This is a genomic window from Lonsdalea iberica (genome assembly GCF_002111585.1).
Lineage (GTDB): Bacteria > Pseudomonadota > Gammaproteobacteria > Enterobacterales > Enterobacteriaceae > Lonsdalea > Lonsdalea iberica.
Genome location: NZ_LUTP01000002.1, coordinates 60,424 through 85,089, shown reverse-complemented (window position 1 = coordinate 85,089; position 24,666 = coordinate 60,424). Strand labels below are relative to the sequence as shown.

Annotated in this window: 14 protein-coding genes and 3 pseudogenes; 5 read left to right on the top strand and 12 right to left on the bottom strand. The window is 55.4% G+C overall.

Translation table 11 applies throughout. The features are described 5' to 3' along the window. Positions 1-43 precede the first annotated feature (43 nt). The 3 genes and pseudogenes from AU511_RS01125 to ssuD form a co-directional block, all read right to left on the bottom strand. A pseudogene (locus AU511_RS01125) lies at positions 44-1,454 on the bottom strand (FAD/NAD(P)-binding protein). Beyond that, entirely contained in the window at positions 1,447-2,550 is a 1,104-nt protein-coding gene (gene sfnG, locus AU511_RS01120; protein ID WP_094101164.1) for a dimethylsulfone monooxygenase SfnG, read from the bottom strand. The pseudogene AU511_RS01125 and the gene sfnG overlap by 8 nt, the downstream one beginning before the upstream one ends. Before the next feature lie 15 nt (positions 2,551-2,565). Continuing rightward, positions 2,566-3,738 (bottom strand): FMNH2-dependent alkanesulfonate monooxygenase, encoded by a 1,173-nt coding sequence (gene ssuD / locus AU511_RS01115; RefSeq protein WP_094101165.1) that lies wholly within the window; start codon positions 3,736-3,738, stop codon positions 2,566-2,568. Positions 3,739-4,017: 279 nt separating this feature from the next. Between ssuD and AU511_RS01110 the strand changes: the two genes are divergently transcribed. Next, a complete protein-coding gene (locus AU511_RS01110; protein ID WP_094108497.1) occupies positions 4,018-5,970 on the top strand; it encodes a sigma-54-dependent Fis family transcriptional regulator in 1,953 nt (650 codons plus the stop codon). Here AU511_RS01110 and AU511_RS01105 read toward each other — a convergent pair. Then, entirely contained in the window at positions 5,967-6,893 is a 927-nt protein-coding gene (locus AU511_RS01105) for a LysR substrate-binding domain-containing protein (protein ID WP_094101167.1), read from the bottom strand. The two genes, AU511_RS01110 and AU511_RS01105, sit on opposite strands and share 4 nt — an antisense overlap. Before the next feature lie 127 nt (positions 6,894-7,020). Between AU511_RS01105 and AU511_RS01100 the strand changes: the two genes are divergently transcribed. Then, positions 7,021-8,178, top strand: a complete 1,158-nt coding sequence (locus AU511_RS01100; RefSeq protein ID WP_094108496.1) for a methionine aminotransferase — start codon at positions 7,021-7,023, stop codon at positions 8,176-8,178. Positions 8,179-8,244: 66 nt separating this feature from the next. Here AU511_RS01100 and AU511_RS01095 read toward each other — a convergent pair whose 3' ends face one another. The 3 genes from AU511_RS01095 to AU511_RS01085 form a co-directional block, all read right to left on the bottom strand. Next, a complete protein-coding gene (locus AU511_RS01095) occupies positions 8,245-9,015 on the bottom strand; it encodes an ABC transporter substrate-binding protein (RefSeq protein ID WP_420843431.1) in 771 nt (256 codons plus the stop codon). An 829-nt stretch (positions 9,016-9,844) separates the two neighbouring features. Next, positions 9,845-10,435 carry a helix-turn-helix domain-containing protein gene (locus AU511_RS01090; RefSeq protein WP_139823910.1) on the bottom strand — a complete coding sequence of 197 codons (591 nt, stop codon included), beginning with the start codon at positions 10,433-10,435 and terminating at the stop codon, positions 9,845-9,847. Between the two features lie 1,368 nt (positions 10,436-11,803). Beyond that, positions 11,804-12,421: a TetR/AcrR family transcriptional regulator gene (locus tag AU511_RS01085; protein WP_094101171.1), complete on the bottom strand. Its 618-nt coding sequence runs from the start codon at positions 12,419-12,421 to the stop codon at positions 11,804-11,806. A gap of 724 nt (positions 12,422-13,145) precedes the next feature. Here AU511_RS01085 and AU511_RS01080 point away from each other — a divergent pair. Further along, positions 13,146-13,925 (top strand): acetoin reductase, encoded by a 780-nt coding sequence (locus tag AU511_RS01080; RefSeq protein WP_094101172.1) that lies wholly within the window; start codon positions 13,146-13,148, stop codon positions 13,923-13,925. Between the two features lie 59 nt (positions 13,926-13,984). On the opposite strand, the gene AU511_RS01075 is transcribed toward AU511_RS01080, so the two are convergent. Further along, positions 13,985-14,485 (bottom strand): Lrp/AsnC family transcriptional regulator, encoded by a 501-nt coding sequence (locus AU511_RS01075; protein WP_094108494.1) that lies wholly within the window; start codon positions 14,483-14,485, stop codon positions 13,985-13,987. A gap of 269 nt (positions 14,486-14,754) precedes the next feature. On the opposite strand from AU511_RS01075, the gene AU511_RS01070 reads away from it, so the two are divergent. Beyond that, positions 14,755-15,693 (top strand): DMT family transporter, encoded by a 939-nt coding sequence (locus AU511_RS01070; RefSeq protein ID WP_094108493.1) that lies wholly within the window; start codon positions 14,755-14,757, stop codon positions 15,691-15,693. A 110-nt stretch (positions 15,694-15,803) separates the two neighbouring features. Here AU511_RS01070 and AU511_RS01065 read toward each other — a convergent pair. Together AU511_RS01065 and AU511_RS01060 are read right to left on the bottom strand one after the other, a co-directional pair. After that, positions 15,804-17,401 (bottom strand): annotated as a pseudogene (locus tag AU511_RS01065) (methyl-accepting chemotaxis protein). A gap of 346 nt (positions 17,402-17,747) precedes the next feature. Then, the gene (locus AU511_RS01060; RefSeq protein WP_094108492.1) at positions 17,748-19,316 is read right to left on the bottom strand and encodes a sensor domain-containing diguanylate cyclase; all 1,569 of its coding nucleotides are present in this window, start codon (positions 19,314-19,316) and stop codon (positions 17,748-17,750) included. A 286-nt stretch (positions 19,317-19,602) separates the two neighbouring features. On the opposite strand from AU511_RS01060, the pseudogene AU511_RS01055 reads away from it, so the two are divergent. After that, a pseudogene (locus AU511_RS01055) lies at positions 19,603-21,062 on the top strand (AMP nucleosidase). Between the two features lie 229 nt (positions 21,063-21,291). Here the strand turns inward: AU511_RS01055 and AU511_RS01050 are convergent. Together AU511_RS01050 and AU511_RS01045 are read right to left on the bottom strand one after the other, a co-directional pair. Beyond that, the gene (locus AU511_RS01050; RefSeq protein ID WP_240503736.1) at positions 21,292-23,637 is read right to left on the bottom strand and encodes a TonB-dependent receptor domain-containing protein; all 2,346 of its coding nucleotides are present in this window, start codon (positions 23,635-23,637) and stop codon (positions 21,292-21,294) included. Positions 23,638-23,883: 246 nt separating this feature from the next. Further along, positions 23,884-24,666, bottom strand: coding sequence for a heme ABC transporter ATP-binding protein (locus tag AU511_RS01045; protein ID WP_094108490.1), 783 nt, complete (start codon positions 24,664-24,666; stop codon positions 23,884-23,886).

Sequence of the window (24,666 nt, the reverse complement as noted above, 5' to 3'; positions counted from 1 at the left end):
GAGTCTCGATTTATTCTTGGTTGGGTCAGTGAGTCGTGAAAATTCAGGTAGAGACGGGACATCGCGCCGAGGCGGCCGCGGTAATCACCGAGGTCATCAGGTGTTTCGCCACGCTTTCCGCGTGCTGCGACACCTGCGGCAGTCCCATCAGTTCGCCGAAACGGCCGCGTGCCGCGGGTCCGACGACCAGCAGGCGAGGATTGGCCTGATCGAGGATGTCGAGCGTTTCCGACCGCTCGTTGACCAGAATCCCGAGTCCCAGCGGATCGGGCCGCAGCACGCCGCGTTGCGACAAGGAATGCAGCAACGGCTGACTTTCGGTGAGCGATGCATGCGCCGGGCCGGTGGTCACAATCAGCTTGTCGACCGTCGTGGTTTCAACCTTCCCCTGACGCGGCTGGAGTCTCAGCGTCAGTGTTGTCTCGTCGGCCCCCACGCCACACAGTCGCGCCGCCAGCACGCGCAGGTCGCCAGATTCGCGCCGCGCCGCGATAACCTGAGCCACCTGCGGCGCGGTGCGATAACGATGCACATCCCACCAGCTGCGGAGATGGCGCAGGAAACGCTGCTGCTCCTTTAACGCCAGCGTCTGCCACAAGACCTGCCCGTTGGCGCGGATCTCGTCCATCACCGCCTGCCAGGGAATGCCCTGTTCAGCGGCGGCGGCCACCTCCCGTCGGGCCTGGGCCAGCGCCCCCGCGCGCCGTCGTCGGCCAGGGTGACGACAGCGACCAGGGCGGCGGCGGCGCCTCAACGCTCAAATTACTGCGGGACAACAGGCCGTGCCGGGAAAAGGCGACGATCGGCCCACGGTGGCCGCGCGTTTGCAGCGAGGCGACGACGTCGGCCATCGTCAGCGCCGTGCCCATAATGCCCACGCGTTGAGTCGACGCCACCGTGTCCAATACGCCCGGCAACCACGGATTGGCAACCAACGCCGGATGCGTCTGCCAAGGACGCAGCATCTCGGGTAATGCCGGCGGGGGATGGCTGACGGCCAACACCACGACATCAGCGCGTAACGCCAGGCCGCTCGCCGTCGTCACGATATTATCCTGCAGGCCGATCGCCCGGTCCCAGATGTGGCGGAGCTGCGCCGGACCAGATTTGGCGACGTCGGCGAACAGGCCCTCCATGTAGCGGCCGAAGAGTCCGCGCTGCGGGTAGGCGCTGCCATCACGCCACAGCGCCGCACGGTCTTTACGGAACTCGGGTTGGCGATTCAGCCAGCGTTCGAAGTGAGTTTTGTCCTCGCTGAACAGCGACATCCGCGCGGCGGGGACGTTGATGCGGTGCGCAGGCTCCGGGGTGGAATAGGCGACGCCAAGCCCTAGCCGCTCCCGGGGTTCCACGATTGTGACGCGCAGCGCGCTTACAGCCATGCGGGCCAGATGGATCGCCAGCGCCGCGCCGCTCACGCCGCCGCCGATAATGATAATGTGGGGTTTAGTCATCGCTCAGCTCCTTTGCCGTTCGTTGCTCCATTTTTCTTACCCGCGGTATGATTTCCCGCCCGAAATAGTCCACCTCTTCCTGAAAATGCAAAAAACCCAGCAGCATCAGATCCACGCCCGCGTTTTTGTAGTCGATAATGCGCTCCGCGATCTGCTGCGGCGTGCCGATCAGGTTGGTCTTGAAGCCGTCGTTATACTGCACCAAATCGTCCAGCGTAGATTGCGCCCAGTTGCCCTCTTTTTCCGGCGAGGCGTTGCCCGCGTTCTGCACTTCATGATGAAAACCTTTCACCGCCGCCGGGTCGGCCTGATCCAGAATATCCTGTAGCTGCTGATGCGCCGCCGCCTCGGTATCGCGTGCAATTACGAAGCCGTTGACGCCGATTTTTACGCGGCGTTGATGCGACTGCGCTTTCTGCTGGATGTCCTCCACCTGCCGCCGGATCCCCTCCACGCTATTGCCGTTGGTGAAGTACCAGTCCGACACCTGCGCCGCCATGTCGCGCGCCGCCCGCGAACTGCCGCCCTGGAAAATTTCCGGCAGTGGATCGCGCGGTTTGGGTTTCAATACATAATCGCGGAAGCGGTAAAAATCGCCCGCGAAGGTAAAGCTGGGCTCGGTCCAGATGCCCCGCAGGCAACGGATAAACTCTTCAGAACGCAGGTAGCGCTCTTCATGATCCAGCCACGGTTCGCCGATGGCTTTGAATTCGCCGCGGAACCATCCGCTCACGATGTTGACGGCGATGCGCGGACCGTAAATCTGGCTGAGGGTGGCGACCTGCTTCGCCGCCAGCGCGGGTTTCCACGGCCCAGGCAGCAGCGCGGCGATCACCTTCAGGCGCTCCGTGGCGGCCAGCAGATCCTGAGAAAAGGTGACGGACTCGTGCTGGTTGTCGGCGCCATAGCCCGCGGTGAAACGGATTTGCGTCAAGGCATAGTCGAAACCGGCGCGCTCGGCGATCTGCGCCAACTTACGGTTGTAGAGGTGATCCCACTGCGTGCGCTGAGGTATTTTGCTGACGACCAGTCCGCCGGAGACATTAGGCACCCAGTAGGCGAACTGGATGGGGCTGCGCGTTTCGTGCTGTGACATAGCGATCTCCCGTGATTAGCTGGCGCTGACCTGTTTGACCGGTCGGCGGTCGCCGCCGATGGTTTCACCGAAGGGGCCGGTATTGACGGCGCGAGACGGCGGGCGGGACGACTGCGCCAACGGCAGCAGCGGCATGACCAGCTCAGCGAAGCGATGCGCCTCCTCCAGATGGGGGTAGCCGGACAGAATAAAGTTTTCGATGCCCAGCGCCTGATACTCCCGCAGGCGATCCGCCACCTGCTGCGGACTGCCCACCAGCGCCGTCCCCGCGCCGCCGCGCACCAGCCCCACGCCCGCCCACAAATTGGGGCCAATCCGCAGATCATCGCGCGAGCCGCGATGCAGTGCGCTCATGCGCGCCTGCCCGGTCGAATCCATTCGGGCGAAAATTTTCTGCGCCTGCGCGATGGTGTCCTCGTCCAGATGGGCGATCAGTCGGTCGGCCGCCGCCCAGGCCTCTTCCTCGGTTTCGCGGACGATGACATGCAGGCGAATGCCGAAGTTCAGCGTGCGTCCATTCGCTTCGGCGCGTTCCCGCACGATCCGCAGTTTTTCCTCGACCTGCGCCAGCGGCTCTCCCCAGGTGAGATAGGTATCAATCTGTTCCGCCGCGACGTCGATGGCCTCCGGCGAAGATCCGCCGAAATAGAGCGGCGGACCGTTTTCCTGTACCGGCGGGAACAGCACCTCCGCACCTTCCACTCGAATATGTTTCCCAGAGAAATCCACTTTCTCGCCCTTCAACAGCCGCGTATACACCTGCAGGAACTCTTCGGTGACCTCATACCGTTCGGCATGGGTCAGAAAAATGCCGTCGCCTTTGTTTTCCACCGGATCGCCGCCGGTCACGACGTTGATCAGCAGCCGCCCCGCAGACAGCCGGTCGAGCGTGGCCGCCATGCGGGCCGCCAGCGTCGGCGGTTGCAGACCTGGACGCACGGCGACCAGATAGCGCAGCGTGCGGGTGACGGGCGCTAGCGCCGAGGCCACTAGCCAGGCGTCTTCACAACTCTTGCCGGTAGGAATGAGGACGCCGTAGTAACCCAGGTTATCCGCCGCCAGCGCCACCTGCTGCAAATACGCCAGATCCACGGGACGGCCGCCGTGAGACGTCCCCAGATAACGCCCATCGCCATGCGTGGGCAGGAACCAGAAAACCTTGATATTGCCGTTATCAGATTCAGCCATTATTCGATTCCTATATAACTATATTCATTATTTATACAAAGAATGTTTCAGTTTGGTTATAAAAATCAAAGCAGGAACCGTGCCATGAAGCACGGGATTTTTTATTTATAAAAATCAGTGAATTAACCACCGTCGATCGGCAGTGAAAAAGGTGCATTTGCAGCAAATCGGCATCACCCACTGCTGCGTTTGCAGCAAAGGGCTGAAATGGCCCTCTCGTATCGCTTAGGTCGCTGAGATAAGCTCAGGCCATCCCGTTTACTGCCGCGAACGCCATCGATGAAAAACCCTCAGCCCTTTGCCGCCGATACGCCCGTGTTGATCGACCCTGCCTCTCTCGCCTTCCAAAGCATGCTGGATAAGCTGGCGCCGACTGACGCGACCGTACTGATCGTGGGAGAAACCGGAACAGGAAAAGAAGTGGTGGCGCGCTATCTGCACCATCACAGCGCCCGGTGGCAACAGCCGTTTCTGGCGGTCAACTGCGGCGCGCTGACGGAAAGCCTGGCTGAGGCGGAGCTGTTCGGGCATGAGAAAGGCGCGTTCACCGGCGCCACCCAAACCCATCAGGGCTGGTTTGAAGCGGCGGAGGGCGGCACGCTGCTGTTGGATGAAATCGGCGAGCTGAGCTTACCGTTGCAGGTTAAATTGCTGCGGGTGTTGCAGGAGCGGGAGATCACCCGTGTGGGATCGCGCAAACCGGTGAAGATGAACGTGCGCGTGATTGCCGCCACCCATGTTGATTTGGCGCAGGCAATCCGCGAGCGGCGCTTTCGAGAAGATCTTTACTATCGCCTTAACGTCGCCGTCGTCGACCTGCCGCCGCTGCGTCACCGCACCGGCGATATCCCGGTGCTGGCGCAGCATTTCCTGTCGCTGTACGCCCGCCGTCTGGGCCGCCCCACCCGGCAGCTGTCGCCGGAAGCGCTGGACACGCTGATGACCTACCGTTGGCCCGGCAACGTGCGCGAACTGGAAAATACCCTGCATAACGCCGTGCTATTGAGTAAGGACGGCGATATTAGCCCGGCGCAGCTGCGGCTTAACCTGACGCTGTCGGAACTGAATGTCCCGACGTGCGACGACGCGATCGACCGCTTTATCCGCCAGCAGTTGGAAAGCGAGGCGGAGCGGTTGTACGACCGACTTCAGCATGCCCTCATCCGCAACGCCTTTGAACTGAGCAACGGCAATCAAACGCAGGCCGCCGCCCTGCTGGGCGTCAGCCGAAATACCCTGCGCACGCTGCTGGCCAATCAGGGGCTAATCAAAGGCCGACGTAAAAGCACGCCCGTGCCATCCGCGCCCTCCGCCACGTCATCCTCTGGGCGTGCGGAGCGGGAACTGCGCATCGGCTACCAGAAGTTCGGCATTCTTGGCGTCTTGAAAGCACGGCAGAGCCTGGAAACCCAGTTTGCGCGTCAGGGCGTCAGCGTTTTGTGGAGCGAGTTTCCCGCCGGGCCGCAGCTCCTGCACGCGCTGCACAACGATGAAATCGACTTCGGCACCACCGGGGAAGTACCGCCGATTTTCGCTCAGGCCGCCGGCACGCCGTTGGTGTACGTCGCCTACGAGCCGCCCGCGCCGGAGAGCGTGGCGATGTTGGTCGCCTGGGACAGCGCTATCCACACGCTGGCGGATTTGCGCGGCAAGCGGATCTCTGTCAATAAAGGCTCGAACGTACACTACTTGCTGGTGCAAATGCTGGATGAACAAGGGCTGACGCTGAACGACGTCCGCGTGGTGTATTCCCCGCCCAAATACCCGCTGACGCCCAGCGATTACCACGCCGTAGATGCATGGATGATGTGGGACCCGCTACTGAGCGATGCCGAGCGCGACGGCGCTCTGCGGGTCATCGCCGATGGGCGCAGACGCGTGCTTAACCATCAGTTTTATCTTGCGCGCCGCGACTTCGTCGTTCGTCATGAGGATTTGCTGGAGCCGTTGCTGGAGTTGCTGACGCAGACCGGCCACTACATCGACAGCCAGCGCAGCGAGGCGGCCCGGAGGCTTTCCGTTGAGCTTGGTATGTCCCCCGCCTCGCTGGAGCGCGCGCTTCGGCGGCGCAGTCATCAAACGCGTTCTATGAATATTGCGGTGATCCGCGAGCAACAGATTATCGCCGACCGTTTTTATGCCCTGGGGCTGCTGCCCCGTCCGATTACCGTGCGGGAGGCCGTCTGGCTACCGGGAAACGTCCGGCCGACGACGATCGCCAACGCCCGCTAGTAAGTGCTGCTTTCCGCTGGCATTAGAGTCGATAGATACGCTCGGCTGAGCGTCGCCTCTTCCATCAGTCGAGTCGTCAACGCGCTGAGTGCCGGCGTTATCTCTACAGACGCCGGGTGCACCAGATAATAAGCGGAACCGCTCGTCACGCAGAGCGGGAAAGGCGCAACGATCCGTTGGGTTCTGACGTCGTCTTCCAACAGGCAGAGATCGCCGATGGCGATACCAAACCCCTGCTGCGCGGCGCTCATCGCCAGATCGAGCGTATCGAAATGCTGCGCCTTGCGGGAGGGCAACGCATCGCGCCCCGCAGCCTGCAACCATAGCAGCCAGTCGCGGCGGTCACGCGTGGGATGCAGGAGCGTGTATTGCGGCAGATCCTCCAGCGTCATCGCCCGACCCGCCGGAAGGAGTGAGGGCGCGCACACCGGCGTCAGCACTTCATCAAACAGCGGATGCAGCGTCAGCCCGCGCCCCGAGGGACGGCCGAACACCACCGCCGCATCGAAATGTTCGTGATCAAAATCCAGACCGTGCGAAATCGATGACGTCAGCTCGATATGAACGTCCGGCATGTCGTTTTGCAGGCGAATGATCCGTGGCAGCACCCAGCGCATCGCGCAGGTCGGGCATTTGATACGTAGCGTTCCCGGACGAGCGGCAGCCCGCGCCAACGCTTGATCAATAGTCGCCAACGCCTCACGCACCGGCGTCAGCAGGCGTTCCCCCTGAGGCGTAAGGATCAGTCCGCGGGCATGACGTCTAAACAGTGGATAGCCCAGCTGACGCTCTAGCCCTAGAATCTGGCGGCTGACTGCGCCCTGCGTCAGGCAGAGGGCCTGCGCCGCACGGGTGAAATTGAGATGCTGAGACACCACCGCGAAAGTTTGCAGTACGTCCAGCGAAGGGCGGTTCTGGGCCATAAGATTCCTCGTCGCAGCCGGTTAAGCCATGTTCTGAGTGCATGGCTAGTATGACAAAGTTTCCCTTGTTGCCCAGGGTTTTCTATTACTTAATGACCCTATTCCCGATGACAAACAGGAGCTATCTATGCAGAGCGCATGCGTCACCCGTTCCAAGCTGCCGGATGTCGGCACCACCATTTTCACCGTGATCGGCCAACTGAGCGCCGAGCATAATGCCCTGAATCTGTCGCAGGGCGCGCCCAACTTCGCCTGCGCGCCTCGGTTGATTGACGCCGTTTCCCAAGCCATGCGTGAAGGACATAATCAATACGCATCCATGACGGGCCTGGACGGGTTGCGCCACGCGCTGGCGGAGAAAACCGAGCGACTCTACGGCACCCATTATGACGCCGATGCGGAGATTACGATTATGGCCAGCGCCAGCGAAGGGCTTTACTCCGCCATCAGCGCGCTGGTGCATCCAGGCGACGAGGTAATCTATTTTGAACCGGCGTTTGACAGCTATGCGCCGATTGTACGGCTGCAGGGCGCCACGGCGATCCCCATTAAACTGTCTCTGAGCGATCTGCGTATCGACTGGGACGAAGTGGCGGCGGCCATCAATCCCCGCACCCGAATGATTATCGTCAATAGCCCGCATAACCCCACCGGGATGGTCTTCGACGAGCACGACATTGAACGACTAACCGCGCTGACCCGCGACACCCCTATCGCCATCCTATCTGATGAGGTGTATGAGCACATGGTCTTCGATAAGGGGATCCATCACAGTATGGCGCGGCATCCGGCACTGGCGGAACGCAGCGTGATTGTCTCATCGTTCGGAAAAACCTATCACGTCACCGGCTGGCGCGTGGGTTACTGTCTGGCGCCGAAAGCGCTGATGGATGAAATTCGAAAGGTGCACCAGTTTATGGTGTTTTCGGCGGATACGCCGATGCAGTATGCGTTCGCCGCCATGATGGCGGAGCCCCAGAGCTATTTGGGATTGGCCGAATTCTATCAGCATAAGCGAGACCTGCTGGTGGAGGCGCTGCAATCTTCCCCGTTCGAACTGCTGCCGAGTCGCGGCAGCTTCTTCCTGCTGGCACGTTTTCGAGGGTTCAGCAATTTGAGCGATGACGATTTCGTTCTCAGGCTGATTCGCGACTATAAGGTTGCCACTATTCCGCTATCGGCATTCTATAGCGAAGGCGCTGACACCGGACTGATTCGATTGAGCTTTTCGAAAGATGATGAAACGCTGCGCGAAGGCGCGCGGCGGTTATGTCAGGTGCGGTAGTCCGCGGGAGGCGTTGTCTGCAACGCATCGAATCCGGGCGCACTCGCCCGGATCCTCAGGGGCCTGCTACTTGGCGGTGACGTCCAGTCCACCAAAGTATTTTTTAGACAATTCGTTGATGGTGCCCTTCGCTTTCACTTCTGCAATCGCCGTATTTAGACGCTGACGAAGAGCGTCATCGCCTTTACGCAGGCCGAAGGCGATGCCGCGACCCAGAATGCTATCGTCTTCCACGGCGCTGCCCACGAAGGCAAAGCCTTTACCCATCGGCTGTGATAAGAAACCGCTCTGCCCTGCCGCCGCCATCACCAGCGTGGCATCCAGACGACCGGCCTCCAGATCCTGATAAACCTGATCCTGGTCCTGATAAGAGACCACGTTCACGCCTTTCGGCGCCCAGTGCGCATTGGCATAACTTTCCTGCACGGAGGACTGCAATACCCCGACCTGTTTTCCGCGCAGCGACTCGACCGTCGGCAACAGTCCGCTGTCCGCACGGGCGATCAGCAAGCTGGGAATGTGATAAATCACATCAGTGAAATCAATCGCCTGACGTCGTTTTTCGGTCACATTCATAGCCGAGTTGATCACGTCGAATTTGCGCGCTTGCAGCGCCGGTATCAGGCTGTCGAAAGAGGCTTCGGTCCAGGTGCATTGAACTTTGGCGGCTTCGCAGACCGCATTGCCCAGATCCACGTCAAAACCGGCCAGTTCGCCTTCCGGCGTTTTATATTCAAACGGCGGATACAAGGCTTCCAACCCAAAACGCACCGTGGTCTGTTCCGCCCAGGCGGACCCCAGAGTGAACAGGCATCCTGCCAAAAGTAGGGAGGTCATTTTCTTCACTGCTACAGTCTCCGTTGTTATCGTTCATAAGGGGGATAGCGCTGACGATTTTACAGTCTGTCTGTTGTGCGTGGCATTGGCGTACCTCATTCGTGAGCACGCCATCGCCGTGTTCAGCATACCGCGAATCACGGAATAGTCGACGATGTTGGGGGATGAAAATGGCATCACCCTTACGGAAAATAATTCGCTTCTATCGCGGAGGGCCACACCTGTTTTACAGGTGGAAAGTTTAGACCGCTCACCACTTCGCAGCGTCTTCCCGCATTCCGCTTTCAGGATAGGTATACCGATTCAGGTCAGCCTCGTTAGGTCGGCGAGGCAGAGATCGCTCAGTTCACGGCGGCAGTGGCAAAAGGAAAATATCGGGGCTGGGCGAGAAACTTCATCCTGTTTGGCGTACAGAGGAACAGGCATTGATATGCGGCTGCCAAGCAATGCAATTTCGGACGACCATGATAGAGCATAGCCCCCTCTATGCTCGGTATTTTTACCTCAATCACGGGTTATTACAACACTCCGCCAATCACTTACTTAAAGAAACAATTGGTAACAATAAGCCTGGAGTGTGCGAGCCGTATTCTCTTTGACTAATTATTTTTAACATATTCATCGCATTCGAAAACAGCATGAATTCATAGCGTTGATGCCAAAATATTATCTCAGTGAATAGAATTTTTCCTTCAGGGTATAGAAAAGAATTTCACCCAGTGTTACCGGGGAAAACCATTTAATATAATGAAAAGTTTTTTAAATTAAAAATAAAACAGCTATTTTGAAATAATGTTCTGAGTGTGTATACGATATGAAGATGATTTGTTTATATGCGATTTACGGCTTCAATAATATTTTTTGCGTTAAGTTTTCTAAGAATATTTTTCTTATGACTGCTGATAGTTTTCTCACTCAGGCACAGCATAGTGGAAACTTCTTTATTCGATTTCCCTGTAGCAAGTTGCTCAAGAACAAACATTTCTCTGGGCGATAGTCTCCTTGGTTTAGGCTCAGTGTTAAAATAGAGTGGTGATTGAGTGGCATTCTTTATCGAAGAGACTATCTCAGCAATGGGACTTTTCAGTCCGATAACCGAGTCGCATTTCTGATAATTTAAGTTATAGCACGATGCGTTGTTTTTAAAGAGAATAATTCTATTTTCCTTATTGATAAACTTTATCACGTCGACAAGAGATGCCGTTATCGGACATTCATTTGACGTTCCGATAAAAAAAACCTTACTGACATCTCTATTGGGATATCGCATCAAATCACTCACATCCGTAGCGACATAGCTCATGTCGGCGGTGGTCATAATCTTACTACGAATTATTTTTTGAAGCGAATAAGTTATTATTTCATCTTCGAGAAAAAACACATAATCCATTGTTTCTTTATTACCTCCAACTTTAGTCACAACTAGCCATAAATCGCCATTAGCATAAAAACAGGCGATGCCATAGATTTATATCTCTCGTTTAGGATTTTTAAGAAGTATAACACCGAATAAAAAGAATGAACATCAGTCACATTATTTCAGAATTTTTTAAGAAATTACCCCTTACCAAGAATTTTCTTAACAATACAGAATGTTACCCCTCCTTCTTTTAGACCGATTTCAAACCCCAAACCTGTCGTTCCAATTACCCCATAAGTACCGCCAACACTGGATTACAGCGCCATTCATATACGCGTGCATGTCTGTGTGCCTCATCGTAACTCCCCCGCACATCAGGCTGACCCGGCGTAGGGCCTTCAGTCGGTATTCCTTTCAGATTCAGAACTAATTCTGATAACGAATTATCGTTTTCCTATTCCTGTTAATTAGTTGTAAACGACCATCCAGTTTCTATGGATTTAGAAAATATGGCCTCACTTTTATTTAGCGCGCCTTATCTTTTGTTCTATATTGCGCCTATTTATAATAACATTGCGGTAGTTATTTTATGACAATTAAGATATGCACCCTGTATTAATGAAGTTCATTCCTGAAAACAAAATAAGAGAGTCATGAGTAAAACACTCCCAATCTCCGTCTATCTTTACGCTTATTCTTAAGTTTTCTTCAAAAATAACAATAGCACCACCCTAGAGCGCGACTTAAATTTAATCATTCCGAGTAAACCCCTCTGTTTTTTCCTCTTTTTTCCTTTAGGGTAAAAAAGCCCGTATCGCATTGACCACGTCGATGCGAATTTTTTTATTTTGCGGATCGGAAAATAATGGTAAAAATACTTTATAGTTTGAGTACCATTTCGGAGTTCATCTCTCCATTTCACGTCCGACTTTCAGGGTCTATAGGTTGTTTTAATTTCATTGCACGGCTCAGGTTAGATAAACAGAAATAACATGAACAGATGCACAGCTCTTCTCTACATTAATCCCCAACAAGAAGAAATATAAACAAAGACAATGCCATTAGTGCCGTTAGCGTTAAAGCATCGGGAGATTCCCCCTGTACCGAAGTGATGACCGTCAATATCGAAACCGCGGCGGATAATATTACCATAACCTTCCTACCATTTCTTAACATACCATCGCCAAAGAGAGAGTTTATGAGCCTAGACTCATGGATTACATTAACGCCGATTCCGGTACAGAAATAGAATAACGGCGGGACGGTCTATATCTTTATAGCCAGGTCTGTTTTATCGAAAACTAAATAGCGTCAAGATATTTCATTCGTGATTAATATGGTAGGTGAAGGCAACAATAAAAATTGCCGGGATTCAACAAGGTGATGATGAATCTCGGCAGTAAAGTGAGTTATCTGCAAATAAGACTGCTAGCGCGGACCGGCCCCCATCAGAAACATATCGACCGCCCGTCGAGTCAGTTGGCGAATTTCCTCGGTGCTGAACGGTTCAGGGTCACATTGGAAAATGCGTATCTCCGTTTCAGCCGTGACTAACGCTAGAAACTGTAGCGCTCGGAGATGGGGATCATCCTGATGCAATTCGCCTTGTTCCATTGCAGCCGCCATCACAGTGGACAGCACATCCAGACACTCGCTGGGACCGGATTCGTAAAACAACATACCGATGTTCGAGCGCCCGGCTTCCGCCACCACCATGCGATAGACGGCCAGCGCGCTGCTGTCGTTAGTGAGTACCGCCAGCATGCGTTCGCCGAATCGCATCAAAATGTCATCAAAAGAGGTGTTCGTTTCAATTCTCTCCGCCAACTCGGCAACGGCGTCTGACAGATGCATCGTTGCATGAGCACGCACCACCGCGATGAACAGCGCTTCTTTCGAAGGGAAGTAGCTGTAGAGAGTGGCTTTCGAGCCTCCTAGGCGCTTCGCCAGTTCATTCATCGACGCACGTTCATAGCCCATCTCCTGGAAGAGTTGGGCCGCAGCGCTGATGATAGATTCACGACGGGCCTGAGTCCGTACTTTCATTATCTCACCTGCAATAACGACATTGGTATGTCGCCATGTTCTTGACAGCGAAAAAAAATCGGTGCAAAACTGAACCGTACAGTCTGTTTTTGCTAATTATCATTAATGTACAGCGGTGGTCCGACCTTGTAAAGGCTGGCTGCATCCCGTCATCGAGTCGGCGTGGCCCGCTGTTACCGCTCGGTTGAATATAATTCAACGCTGTGCTCATGAATTGATCCTCAGCATGAAGATTTAGGGGCGAATTCGTAGACGCGGCAGGGTTGAAATCATCATGTCGGAGACTCGGACATCCCGCTGTCGGGATTTCTGGATATGCTGCCTGGCTTAAACTACGGAGCGATGGCGAAACCATGATGCTTCTTATGATGACCAGCCATCGTAATGCGCTGACTTTGCGACACGCTTCCCCGCTCTCGCTAGCGAGCGCTGGCCACGCACCCCAAACGGTGAGCGAACAAAAAATTCAGAAAGACCTGTCACATTTTTTGTTTGTTCGCATTGCCAAGAGCGAACAATTCCCTCAAACATTCTCAATTTCACCCTGAAATAAAATCATGCCAGTGCATTATTACGCCCGACGCCCACATGACAGCACGAAATTTCAGCAAAAAGACGAATCCCAAAAAAACCATCGAAAAACAATGAAATACAAAAAAAACGAGCGTGATGATATGCGTCTAAACTTACAGCATCCGAACTATTTCATCTGAAGGAGTTGATTATGTCTTTATCAGGAAAAGTCGCACTGGTTACCGGCGCCGGACAAGGTATTGGCCGCGGGATTGCGCTGCGTTTGGCGAAAGACGGTGCGGATATCGCCTTGGTCGATGTCAAGGATGACAAAATCAAATCCGTTGCGGAGGAGATCCGCGCATTGGGCCGTAAGGCCACGACCTTCAAGGCCGATATCAGCGTGCGCGAGGAAGTGTTCGCCGCGGTTGATTTCGCAGAGAAAGAGCTGAACGGCTTCGATATCATCGTCAATAACGCAGGCATCAGTCAGACGAAAAATCTGCTCAGCGTCACCCAAGAAGATGTGGAAAAAATTTTCCAGATCAACGTGCAAGGCACGCTGTGGGGAATTCAGGCAGCCGCAACAAAATTTAAGGCGCGTAAGCAGAAGGGTAAAATTATCAATGCCTCTTCCATCGCCGGCCACGAAGGATTCGCCCTGCTCGGCATCTATTCAGCGACCAAATTCAGCGTACGTGCGCTGACCCAGGCTGCCGCCAAGGAGTTAGCCAGCTTCGGCATCACCGTTAACGCCTATTGCCCCGGCGTCGTGGGCACAGATATGTGGGTCGAAATCGACAAACGCATGGCGGAAGAAACCGGCGCGCCGATTGGCGCAACCTACAAGAAATATGTCGACGGCATCGCGTTGGGCCGGGCGGAGACACCTGAGGATGTAGCGGCGTTTGTTTCCTTCCTCGCAAGCCCTGACTCCGACTACATGACCGGGCAGGCACCGCTGATCGACGGCGGACTGCTGTTCAACTAATCTGTTCTCATCGACCCGGAATGGGCGGCCATATCGCTGCCCTTTCACGGCTGTTCCGACTACGACGACGTTGACGAGGGCAGTAGCAAAGGATCCACGGATATCTCTCTTTTCAACGTGCGTAGTGCAAACGTCGAGCGGGTGTGGCGGATCCCTTTGACGCGATACAGCTTCTGGCGCAAAAACCGCTCGTAGTGCTCGGCGTCGGCCACCACAATTTTCACCAGATAGTCGTAATCTCCCGTCACTAAATGCGCTTCCAGCACTTCGGGCATGTCCATCAGCGCCTGGCCGAACTGTTCCAGCATGCGGTCATCATGATGCTCCAGCGTGATTTCGATAAAAAAGACCTCCGAGGCCCCTACCGCCTTAGCATTAATGACCGCCACATATCCTTCAATCGCTTTCGTCGACTCCAGACGTTTGAGGCGCGTCCAACAGGGAGACGAGGAAAGCCCAACTTCTTCGGCCAATTCCGCCACCGTCAGGCGGCCGTTACGTCGCAATGCCGATAAGATTCGCTTATCAGTCATATCCAGCGTTTTGTCTTGGTTCGCCATCGATTCCTCACATCAGCATAGTCATGCTGAAATTTTCATTATTGCCATCAATATTTACCGAATTAGTGCATAAATAAAGAAAAAATCAGGAAAAATTCAGCGAAAAGCCCCTCTATACTGAAAAAAGCAGTTGGCTCGTCCACTGGCTGACTCTCTTCAGGCCCGCGCGGCAAACCCCAAGGTTGCCTTAAGGCGCGAATTTCACGTCACGACGGGATATCGCGCCCCGACTATTCAAGATCGATGCTTGCTGGTGATGAGAGGGAAGGATGATAAATAAAATATCGCTGTTGTTTGTTCCAGGACTCTTCCTGTTGGCTCCGCTACTGTTCTCGAGCAATATGGTGGTCGCGCGCTGGATCAGCCCCGAGCTCCCTCCGCTGACGCTGGCTTTCGCGAGATGGCTCATCGCGGCCTTCGTACTGTTCCCCTTTATTCTGCTCCCCTTGCGCCGGGCCGCGCCGACGCTCCGCCGTCGCGGGAAAGACGTGGCGCTGCTCGTCTTACTGGGCGGCGTTCTCAGTGTCGCGCCGCAATATGCCGCGGCGCATCACACCAGCGCGGGCCATATCGCTCTTTTGTTTTCGCTCTCTCCGATCATGGTTTCGGTTATTGAACGCGTCGTATGGCGCATTCCGCTGCATGCCAACTTCTTCGTCGGCGCGAGCATCGCCATCCTTGGTATTTGTGTGGTGGTTTTCGAAGGGGATGTCACTCACCTGCTACAGCTGAAGTTTAACCAGGGCGACATGATTGCTTTTATCGCGTCGACGGCTTGGGCCGGTTATACGGCGCTACTGCGTCAGCGCCCGATTGCCGTGTCCGCCTTTGTGCTGTTGTGGATTATCGCTATCGGCAGTTCAGTCATTCTGCTGCCATTTCTGCCGCTGGAATGGCGAATGACGCACGCAACACCGAAACTCTCAGCGCATCTGCTATACGCCGTGCTGTTTCTGGCGCTGGTCGCCGGTGTCGCCGCCTACAGTGTCTATTCGCGCATCGTGCGCCTGCTTGGCGCGGCGCGAGCCAGCACGTCCATGTATCTGGTGCCGGTGTACGCGTTTATCCTTTCCTCCGTACTCCTTCAGGAACAGCTGTACCTCTATCATCTGGCAGCGACCACGCTTGTCTTGCTAGGCGTTGCGCTGACCGCTATGCGCGCCATGCCCCACCTCAAATTTCCCACCGCCAGGTCTATTGAGCACTGAATCCATTGAACTGTAAAACAAGAAAGCCCGCCGACGGTGTCGGCGGGCTTGGTGATAACGCTAGCGAAAACGCCCCTTTACGTCATTCGATCCGGGGCGAGTAGCGGAACTTAACGATCCAAGGAGTGATGACCCAGCGCGGCCGTAGTACGCTCCAGCTTGAAGAACGCCATGGTTTCATCCAGATTGACCGCCTGATCGTTTAGAGATGCACTGGCGGAGGCGGACTCTTCTACCAACGCCGCATTCTGCTGCGCGACTTGCTCCAACTGAGTGATGGCCACGTTAACCTGCTCAATGCCTTTCGCCTGTTCGGAAGACGCCAGGGAAATTTCCTGCATGAACTCGTTAACCTTCCTAATCTCACCGACCAGCAGATTCATATCAGCGGACGAGTCGGAGGCGACTTTAGAACCCTGGGAAACTTCGTTGGAGGTCTCTTCAATCAGCGTTTTAATTTCTCGCGCTGAACCGGCGCTGCGCTGCGCCAGGCTACGCACTTCGGCAGCTACCACGGCAAAACCTTTACCCGCTTCGCCTGCACGCGCGGCTTCCACAGCAGCGTTCAACGCCAGAATGTTGGTCTGGAACGAGATTCCGTCCATGATAGAGATGATGTCGTTAATCTTGTTCGAGCTGGTGGCGATACCGTCGATACGCGCGATGAGCTTGCCGAAATTGCTGGCATTCTTTTCCGCCAGTTCGGCGACGGTAGCGGTCAACGCCATAGCACGTTGCGTGTTCGCCGAGTTTTCATGAACAGATGACGTTAGCTGTTCCATGCTCGCGGCGGTCTCTTCAACCGATGCCGCCTGCTCTTCTGTACGGGAAGAGAAATCGCGGTTAGCCGCGGAAATCTGCTGTGCGCCGGAGGCCACGGCCGCCGAAGAGTCACGCACATCAGCCACGATCCGACGGAAGGCTTCCTGCATATCTTTCAGCGACTGGAGCAAATTACCCATTTCAGTGTCGTGCTGCGCCGGGATGTCCAGCGCCAGAGAACCGCCTTCCATCATACCGAAGTAGCGGCGAACCCGTTCTACCGGAGACAGCACCACCGTACGGATAAACTGAATCGAGCAGATGCTTAGCAGCAGAACCACGACAAATGCGGCGATAAGGATCGTTAAGGTGGTTTTGTAGAAGCTTTCCGCGTGATTGATTTCCCCGTTGCCCACATTCTGTGCGAAATCGATAAAGTTCATCAGCTTCTGGCGGAACACCTCGCCTTTCTGGGCTGCCAGCGGTTCAATCTGGCCGTAAAACAGAGTGACGTTGCCTGATTCAACGCAGTCACTAGCGGGTCGATAGCGGTAGTGATGTAGTCATCGAATGCCGTATCCAGGTCCGCGCGCAGTCTGCGCCCCTCTGGCGTCAGCGCCCGGGTTTTACGCAGTTCGGTCATTGTCAGTTTGGCTTTGTCGACATATACACTGAGTTTTTTTAAATAGGTCGCCACGACATCTGCATTCTCTTTTTTATCAAGAGAGAGGGCAACATTCATTGACAGGAGGCGAGCGCTCAGTAGATCCGTGTAGGTAGAAGCCAGCGGGATAACCTGGTCGCCCTGAATGGTATCCACCTTTTGAATTGAACTGTTGCTCTGGATAGAAGAATAGAGACTAAATACACATAGCGTGGTTAGTAATAAAAAAAATATAGCGATAACGGCATAAAGACCGTTCCGAATCTTAATTCGTTCGTACATTTAAATTTCCTTGGTTATTCTCAGTATTCTTAGGCCCTATCGACTAGGTTATTTGAATCTTTAACAACCCCTTAAAACAAAAATACTTATCACGCAAAAACACAAATCCACAGATTATAAATCCAATCATTGCTCTATTATCGGGATAATGAACCACTAAACCCTATGGTGCGCAGTGATATCATCGAATCAGGAAAATTTAAGGAAACAATTAAAAAGTGCGACAAAATATGTGCCGCACCAGATTGAACCCAGTCACTGAACGTCCAACAAGAATGATTTTTTCAGTCAAGGTTATTCGATAGTCTACATTTCACGCGAAAGAGATCCCCCGCGTCGGGTAACGCTAAAGTCGAATACATTGATCTCGCCCTTTTTTCTTTGCCAGATACAGGGCCTGATCCGCACCTTCCTTAAGACGCTGTGCATCGCAAGGATGTTTAGACGTGTAGGAATAAACGCCGACACTGACCGTGACAATCTTTTGCGGCAGCTGAGAGCCGCAATGCTTGATTGCACACATTCTCATCGCCTCAACCATCTCGTTGCCCACCCTCTCTGCCTCCCTGCCGGAAATTCCCGGCAAAATAATCGAAAACTCTTCTCCACCGTATCGGGCGGGCTGTGCGCCGGGCGGCAGCGGAAGCGAACGAAGAATGAGGCCAATTTCAGCCAGGCAGCGGTCGCCTTCTATGTGGCCATAGGTATCGTTATAACGTTTGAAAAAGTCGACATCGATCATGGCGAGCGCTACGTCGCCGCCCTCAGCGTCCGCCGTGGTCAAACATTGTTCCAGGTAGAGATCAAACCGTCGACGGTTCGCCAACTGGGTCAGTGGGTCGACCAGCGCCAACTCCTGTAGCACCTGATTCTGGTCTTCTACTTCCTGATGCATCATGGTGAGCATCTCTTTATTACGCACCGTGATGCGGATCTGTTTAAGGACAATGGTGCCCAATAGCACCAGAGAAACCAGGATTAAAAAGTTGACGGCGATCGCGGCGATATTGTCCGCTATCCAGCGCCGCTGCAGCTCACTTTTATTCACGCTGGCCGCCGCGATGAGGGGATATCGTTTGAGTTTGACGTACCCCACGACGCGCATCTGGCCGTCAAACGGCATATGCCAGGTGCCCACGCCAACGGATTTGCTTTGCAACGCCTTCTCCGCCAACACGCCCGGTGAGTAATTCTCGACCAGCATTTTCTGTTCATCCGGATAAACGTACAGTGGGGAGCCGTCAATATTCAGCAAAGACAGAATCGAGTCATAATTCAGACTGAAATAGCTATAGAAGCGCCCGAAATAACCAGGGTCGACCGAGGCCAGGAAAATGCCTTTAAACTCGCCGTTTTTACCGTTGAGTCGCTTGGATACAGGAATGACAGATCTCCCCGAGATCACGCTGACACGCGGCTGACCGATGAACAGCTCCTCGCTGGTACTGTTCTTGTTCCAGATGAAGTAGCTGCGCTTGGACACATTGTAGACAAAGCGGGAGCCCTGCCCGGTTGAGGCAATCAGGTTGCCTTTCTCGTCGAAGATATAAAGGCCGATAATTTGCGGGAGCAATACACGGTGAGACTCGAGCACGGAGGCGATCTTGTCAGAATTCAGCGAATTAATATCACCGTGAATCTCACGCATGGTGTCGATGATGGCCAGCTCTATCGGCAAGAAAGTATCTTCAGCCTGACGCGACAAGATCACCGAAAGGTTGATGACATCCTGCTCAACTTCCGAAACCTGCCGATGATAGGATTGCCAGAAGTTCCACCCGTTAGTCGTGGCTAACACAATGAAACTCACCGCCAGGAAACCAATCATGGTTTTTCCCGGCGCAGAAGGATTGTTTTTCCCTAAGAGACGACGCAATCCGCGGGGTGTGAACGAAACAAAAGATTTATAAGGCATACGTTTTCCTGAAACCATGAATCGCCTCAGGGCGCTCATGCGGGCACATCCTACTAAATCGCACCGTTATTGTGTACCAACTCACGACGATGGCTCGCTATTCCGCGGTGAGGGTCGTAAATCAAAGCCTTAAGTCGGGTGCGCATACAAGAGACGCTCATCCTCGTGTAGACTCATTACATCAGGATTAGCATAGTTTATGACATAGCGCCGCGTGACCTGCCGTTACGCTGACAGCACCGCACTTCGCCGAACGCCGTTGCGCCCGGCAAACCAAGGAGAAAAGATGAGTAAAGCATCCGCTGCCGGCCTCACGGCCACCGAAGCGCTCGACAAACTGGAAACCCTGTATAACGAAGCGGTCGCCTCGCTGCGCGCCGCCATTAGCGCTTTTATCGATGAAGGTACGCTGCCGGACGCCTCGGCGCGCGCCAAAGGTCTTTTTGTTTATCCCGAGCTGCGCGTCAGCTGGGATGGGCGCGCGCCTCTGAGAACAAAACCCGTGCCTATGGTCGACTGACCCACGGCGGCTGCTACAGCACCACCATCACCCGCCCAGCCCTCCTGCGCGGCTATCTGTCCGAACAGCTGGAAATTCTGGAAAACGATTATGACGCGGTGATCGACGTCGTGCCTTCGCAGCAGGAAATCCCCTATCCGTATGTTATCGACGGCGCGAACCTGGGGCTAAACCGCTCCATGAGCGCCGGGCTGGCGCACTATTTTCCCACCACCGAACTAGCGCAGATCGGCGATGAAACGGCAGACGGCCTGTTTCATCAGTCCAAGGAAAACTTTCCTCTTTCTCACTTCGATGCGCTGAGAACCGACTTTTCGCTGGCGCGCCTCCGGCACTACACTGGCACGCCGGTCGAGCACTTCCAGCCTTTCGTCTTGTTCACCAATTACACCCGCTATGTGGATGAGTTCGTACGCTGGTCCTGCGAACAAATTGCGGATGAAAACAGCCCTTACTACGCGCTGTCCTGCGCCGGCGGCAGCTACACCACGGCGGAAACACGCAATCCCGAGCAGGCGGGTACCGACCTGGCCTGGAAGAATCACCAGATGCCCGCCTATCATCTGCTATCTCGCCAGGGACGCGGGATTACGCTGGTGAATATCGGCGTCGGACCGTCCAACGCGAAAACCATCTGCGATCATCTGGCCGTGTTACGTCCGCATGCCTGGCTGATGATCGGCCACTGCGGCGGTCTGCGCGAAAGCCAATCCATCGGCGATTACGTGCTGGCTCACGCATATTTGCGCGACGACCATGTGCTGGACTCCGTGCTGCCGCCGGACATTCCGATCCCCAGCATCGCCGAAGTGCAACGGGCGCTGTATGACGCCACCAAGACCGTCAGCGGTATGCCCGGCGAGAAGGTGAAACAACGCCTGCGTACCGGAACCGTCGTCACGACGGACGACCGTAACTGGGAACTGCGCTACTCCGTATCGGCCCGCCGCTTCAACCTGAGTCGTGCCGTCGCGGTAGATATGGAAAGCGCGACCATCGCCGCACAGGGGTATCGCTTCCGCGTGCCTTACGGCACCCTGCTCTGCGTATCCGACAAGCCGCTGCACGGCGAGATCAAACTGCCCGGTCAAGCCAACCGCTTTTATGAAGGCGCGATTTCCGAGCACCTGCAAATTGGCATCTGCGCCGTCGATCTGCTGCGATCGGAAGTCGACCAACTGCATTCCCGCAAACTGCGCACGTTCGACGAACCGCCGTTTCGCTAATCCGCGCGGCGGTGCCTGCCCCATCAAAACCCACAAGGAGCCGCTGGCGGCTCCTTGTGGACCTCTCCTGAAGAACACGCTTTTTTCTCCCGCCTCCTGCCGATGTCATTGACTCTCGCCTCGGATCGCACCCGGTTATCGCATAAAAGAAAAACCCCGGCTTTCGCCGGGGTCAGTACCGCATTTCGGTCTATATCCGCTGACAGGAAACCCTGCCGCTCAATACGGTTTAGAAGTCCACGTTGATGCCCAGTTGGAAGGTTCTGCCCGGCATGACCGCAAGCTGCTGGTCATACGCGTCCTGGTTATTAGTGCTGGTCAGTTGGCGGCTGCTCAGATAATCCCAGTATTTGCGGTCGGTCAGGTTATAAACGCCGCCGCTGAGTTTAACGGTCGGCGTCACACGCCAGTAAGCGGTCAGATCCACCAAGCCATAGCCGGGGACACGCATATACTCGGCGGTGGAGTCGGTGATCGCCGTGCCGGTGTTGGTGTAGGTTTCACGGTTGGTCGCCGTCGCCTGTTTGCCCTTCTGGAACGTCGCCGTCAACGCCGCGCCATAGAGGTTATCCGGCGCATCCCAGCCCAATCCCACGACCGCTTTCAACGGCGCGACGCTATCAAGGTCGACATATTTGTCGCCGGAATAGCTGGACTTGGACTGCCCTTCGCTATAACCGACCCCCAGCGTGGTGCTCAGTCCCTGAAGCGCGTCGAACCAGGTTCCCCACTGCACCTTACCGCTGAACTCCGCGCCGTAGATAAAGGCTTTGTCGCGGTTTTCTGATTGGTAAGCAATGTTGATGTTCGACGGCACATTGGAGAACTTGTCAGGGTTATTCGCTCGGGTATAACGCGTATAGGCGATAAAGTTCTTATACGTGTTGTAGAACAGCGCTGAGCGGAAGGTCACCCCTTCGGTCATCTCCCCTTTTAACCCCAGTTCAAAGTTGTTGCTGGTCTCCGTATCCAGCTCGTTGTTGCCGATCAGCGCATATTGCGACGCGCCCGCATAGGACGACCCCAGCCCCCACGAACCGTACAGCTGGCTGGCATCCGGGAACTGTGCGCCGCGCTTGTACTGAATATAGCTGGTCAGACGCGGCGTCAGCGCATACTCAAGGCTCAACGACGGCAAGACCTGAGTGTCGCTGTTGGTGCCGTAGAGCGTCTCGACATCTTCCGTCGTGATGGCTGTGCTGTTGGCGGTCAGACTGCTTAAATTCTGCGGTTTGGTCCGCTGGTACGCGACGCGCACTCCGGGCGTGATCGACAGCGTTTTGCCGGCGACATCCATCTCCATGCGATCCTGGACGAAGCCGCCGAGCGTATCCGTGCGGCTGTCGGCTTCCGGCTGCATGATGGCGTAGTAGGTGGTTTGTGCCGGATCCTGGCTAAACGGACGTTGGGTATCGGACTGCTGGACGTTGAAGCCCCAGCTGAACTGATGCATGCCCCATGTTTTCATCATGGTGGTTTCAGCGCCGTAGGTATCGACGTTGTAGTCCGAATTGACCGTATACATACTGCTGGCGGTCAGCGGCATGTAGGTTTCGTCCTGGGTTTTGGTGTTCTGGTAATAGATCCGCGAATCAATAGCGTCTATCCATGAATCCACCGAGGACGCCGTCCAGTTATGACGCAGGCTACTGCTCCAACGGCGGGTATCGCTGTCCTGCTGAGCGTTGCCTATAATCGAATTCCCCGAGGTGTCCCACGAATCATAATTCGAATGGGACGTCTTGGTGTAGTACTCCAGCGTACCGGTGAAACGGTTCTGATCGTCCGCCTGCCAGATCCCAGAGGTCATCACGGACGTGGAGTGCCAGTTCATCGGATATGCGGACAACACGCCGCTGTTGTTCTGGGTTTCCTGACCGTCGCGACGGCTGATTACGACGATACCGCGCAGCGTCTCATCGCCGCCCGCCGCCGTGATGCCGTTGTGCCAGCTGCGGTTGGACGAGTCATAGTCGCTCTGGTAGCCGAAATACGTATGTTTTGACGGCGACAGGTACTGGTCCGGCGATTTGGGTCGGAAGGAGACCGCGCCGCCGATGGCGTTGTTGGCGCGCTCTACGCTCGTCGCCCCTTGATCGATGGTCACCAGACCGTACATGTACGGATCGATGTAGTCACGGCCGATCCCGAACGTATTTAACCCGGCGCGTCCGGCATAGCTGCGCGCGGTCGCGTTGGGCAACGGGATACCGTCTACGTCGATGGCGACGCGGTTGCTTTCGAGGCCGCGAATGTTATAACCGGTATAGCCGGAGCGGTCGAACCCGCTCTTGCCGTTACCCGACCCCGAGCTGGCGCTGGTGGCGCTGACCAGCGGCTGATAGCGCATGATGGTGCCGAAATCGTTCCCGCCGTTTTTTTGCAGTTCACTGGCGTCCAACGTGACGCGACTTCCCGCTTTAGTATCGATGGGTGCCGAAATCACCGTCATCTGCTCGCCCGGATTGTCGTCCTCCTGCTTAGCGGCGATAGCCGTCGCAGCCTGGGGGGCAGATGTGGTCTGCTCTTTCTTGGCTGCCTGCGTTTCTTTATCGCTATCGGATAGCGCGGCCATCGCGTTGCACGCTGTGCTGGTCAATACGCCCGTCAGGATAATCCTGATGAGACCTGAGAGATGTTTTTCTTTTGTATGCAAGAACATACCGAAACCTCAAATGTTGAAATTGTTATATTCTTGCTCAGTCATTGCTTTGCAGTATTTACTGATTATTTTTGTAGTTATTACGACGCGGTCAGCTCAGCGTTTCTGCCTTGACCGACATCGCATCTAAACATCATCAAACGCTATTCCTTCCCCGATTTAACGCCGCAGCGACACCTGCGGCGTTGCGGTTTCACGGTGAGGACTGACAACGACGTCGGCTTGATACCAACGTTCAATCGCCGGCTGGGTGATAACGCCCTCCGGCACGCCTTCCGCGACGATCCTGCCGTCGTGCAGCAGTACGATCTTGTCCGACCATAACGAGGCCAGATTCAGATCGTGCAATACGCAGCACACCGCCAGCTGTCCCGTCGAGGTCAGCGTTTTCAGCAGCCGAAGCAGCTGCTGTTGGTGAAACAAGTCCAGCGCCGAGGTCGGCTCATCCAGAAACAACCATCCGGCAATGCCGTCGGGCCGCCATAGTTGCGCCAGCGACCGAGCCAGCCGCACCCTCTGCTGCTCGCCGCCGGACAGCTGCGGATACAGCCGGCCACGCAGCGTCTCGCAGTCGGTCAACGCCAGAATCTCATCCAATACACGGTCATTCGCGTCTGACGGCCAGGGCGAGCGCCCCATCGCGACGACCTCCTCCACCCGAAACTGGGCTTGCAGCACGCTGTCCTGACGCATCACCGCGCGCTGACGGGCCAGCTCATTCGGCGTCCATTCCGCCAGCGGGCGGCCGTTGAGTCTGCACTCACCCTGCTCGGGGGAGAAAAATCCCGTCAACAAGCGTAGCAACGTCGACTTGCCCGCGCCGTTAGGACCGATGACCGTCGTCAGTTCGCCAGGGGTTAACGTCAGCGACACGTCGGACAGTAGCTGCCGCCCTTCCAAGCGGTAGCTGAGGTTATGAGCGGTCAAGCGCGGTTCACTCAT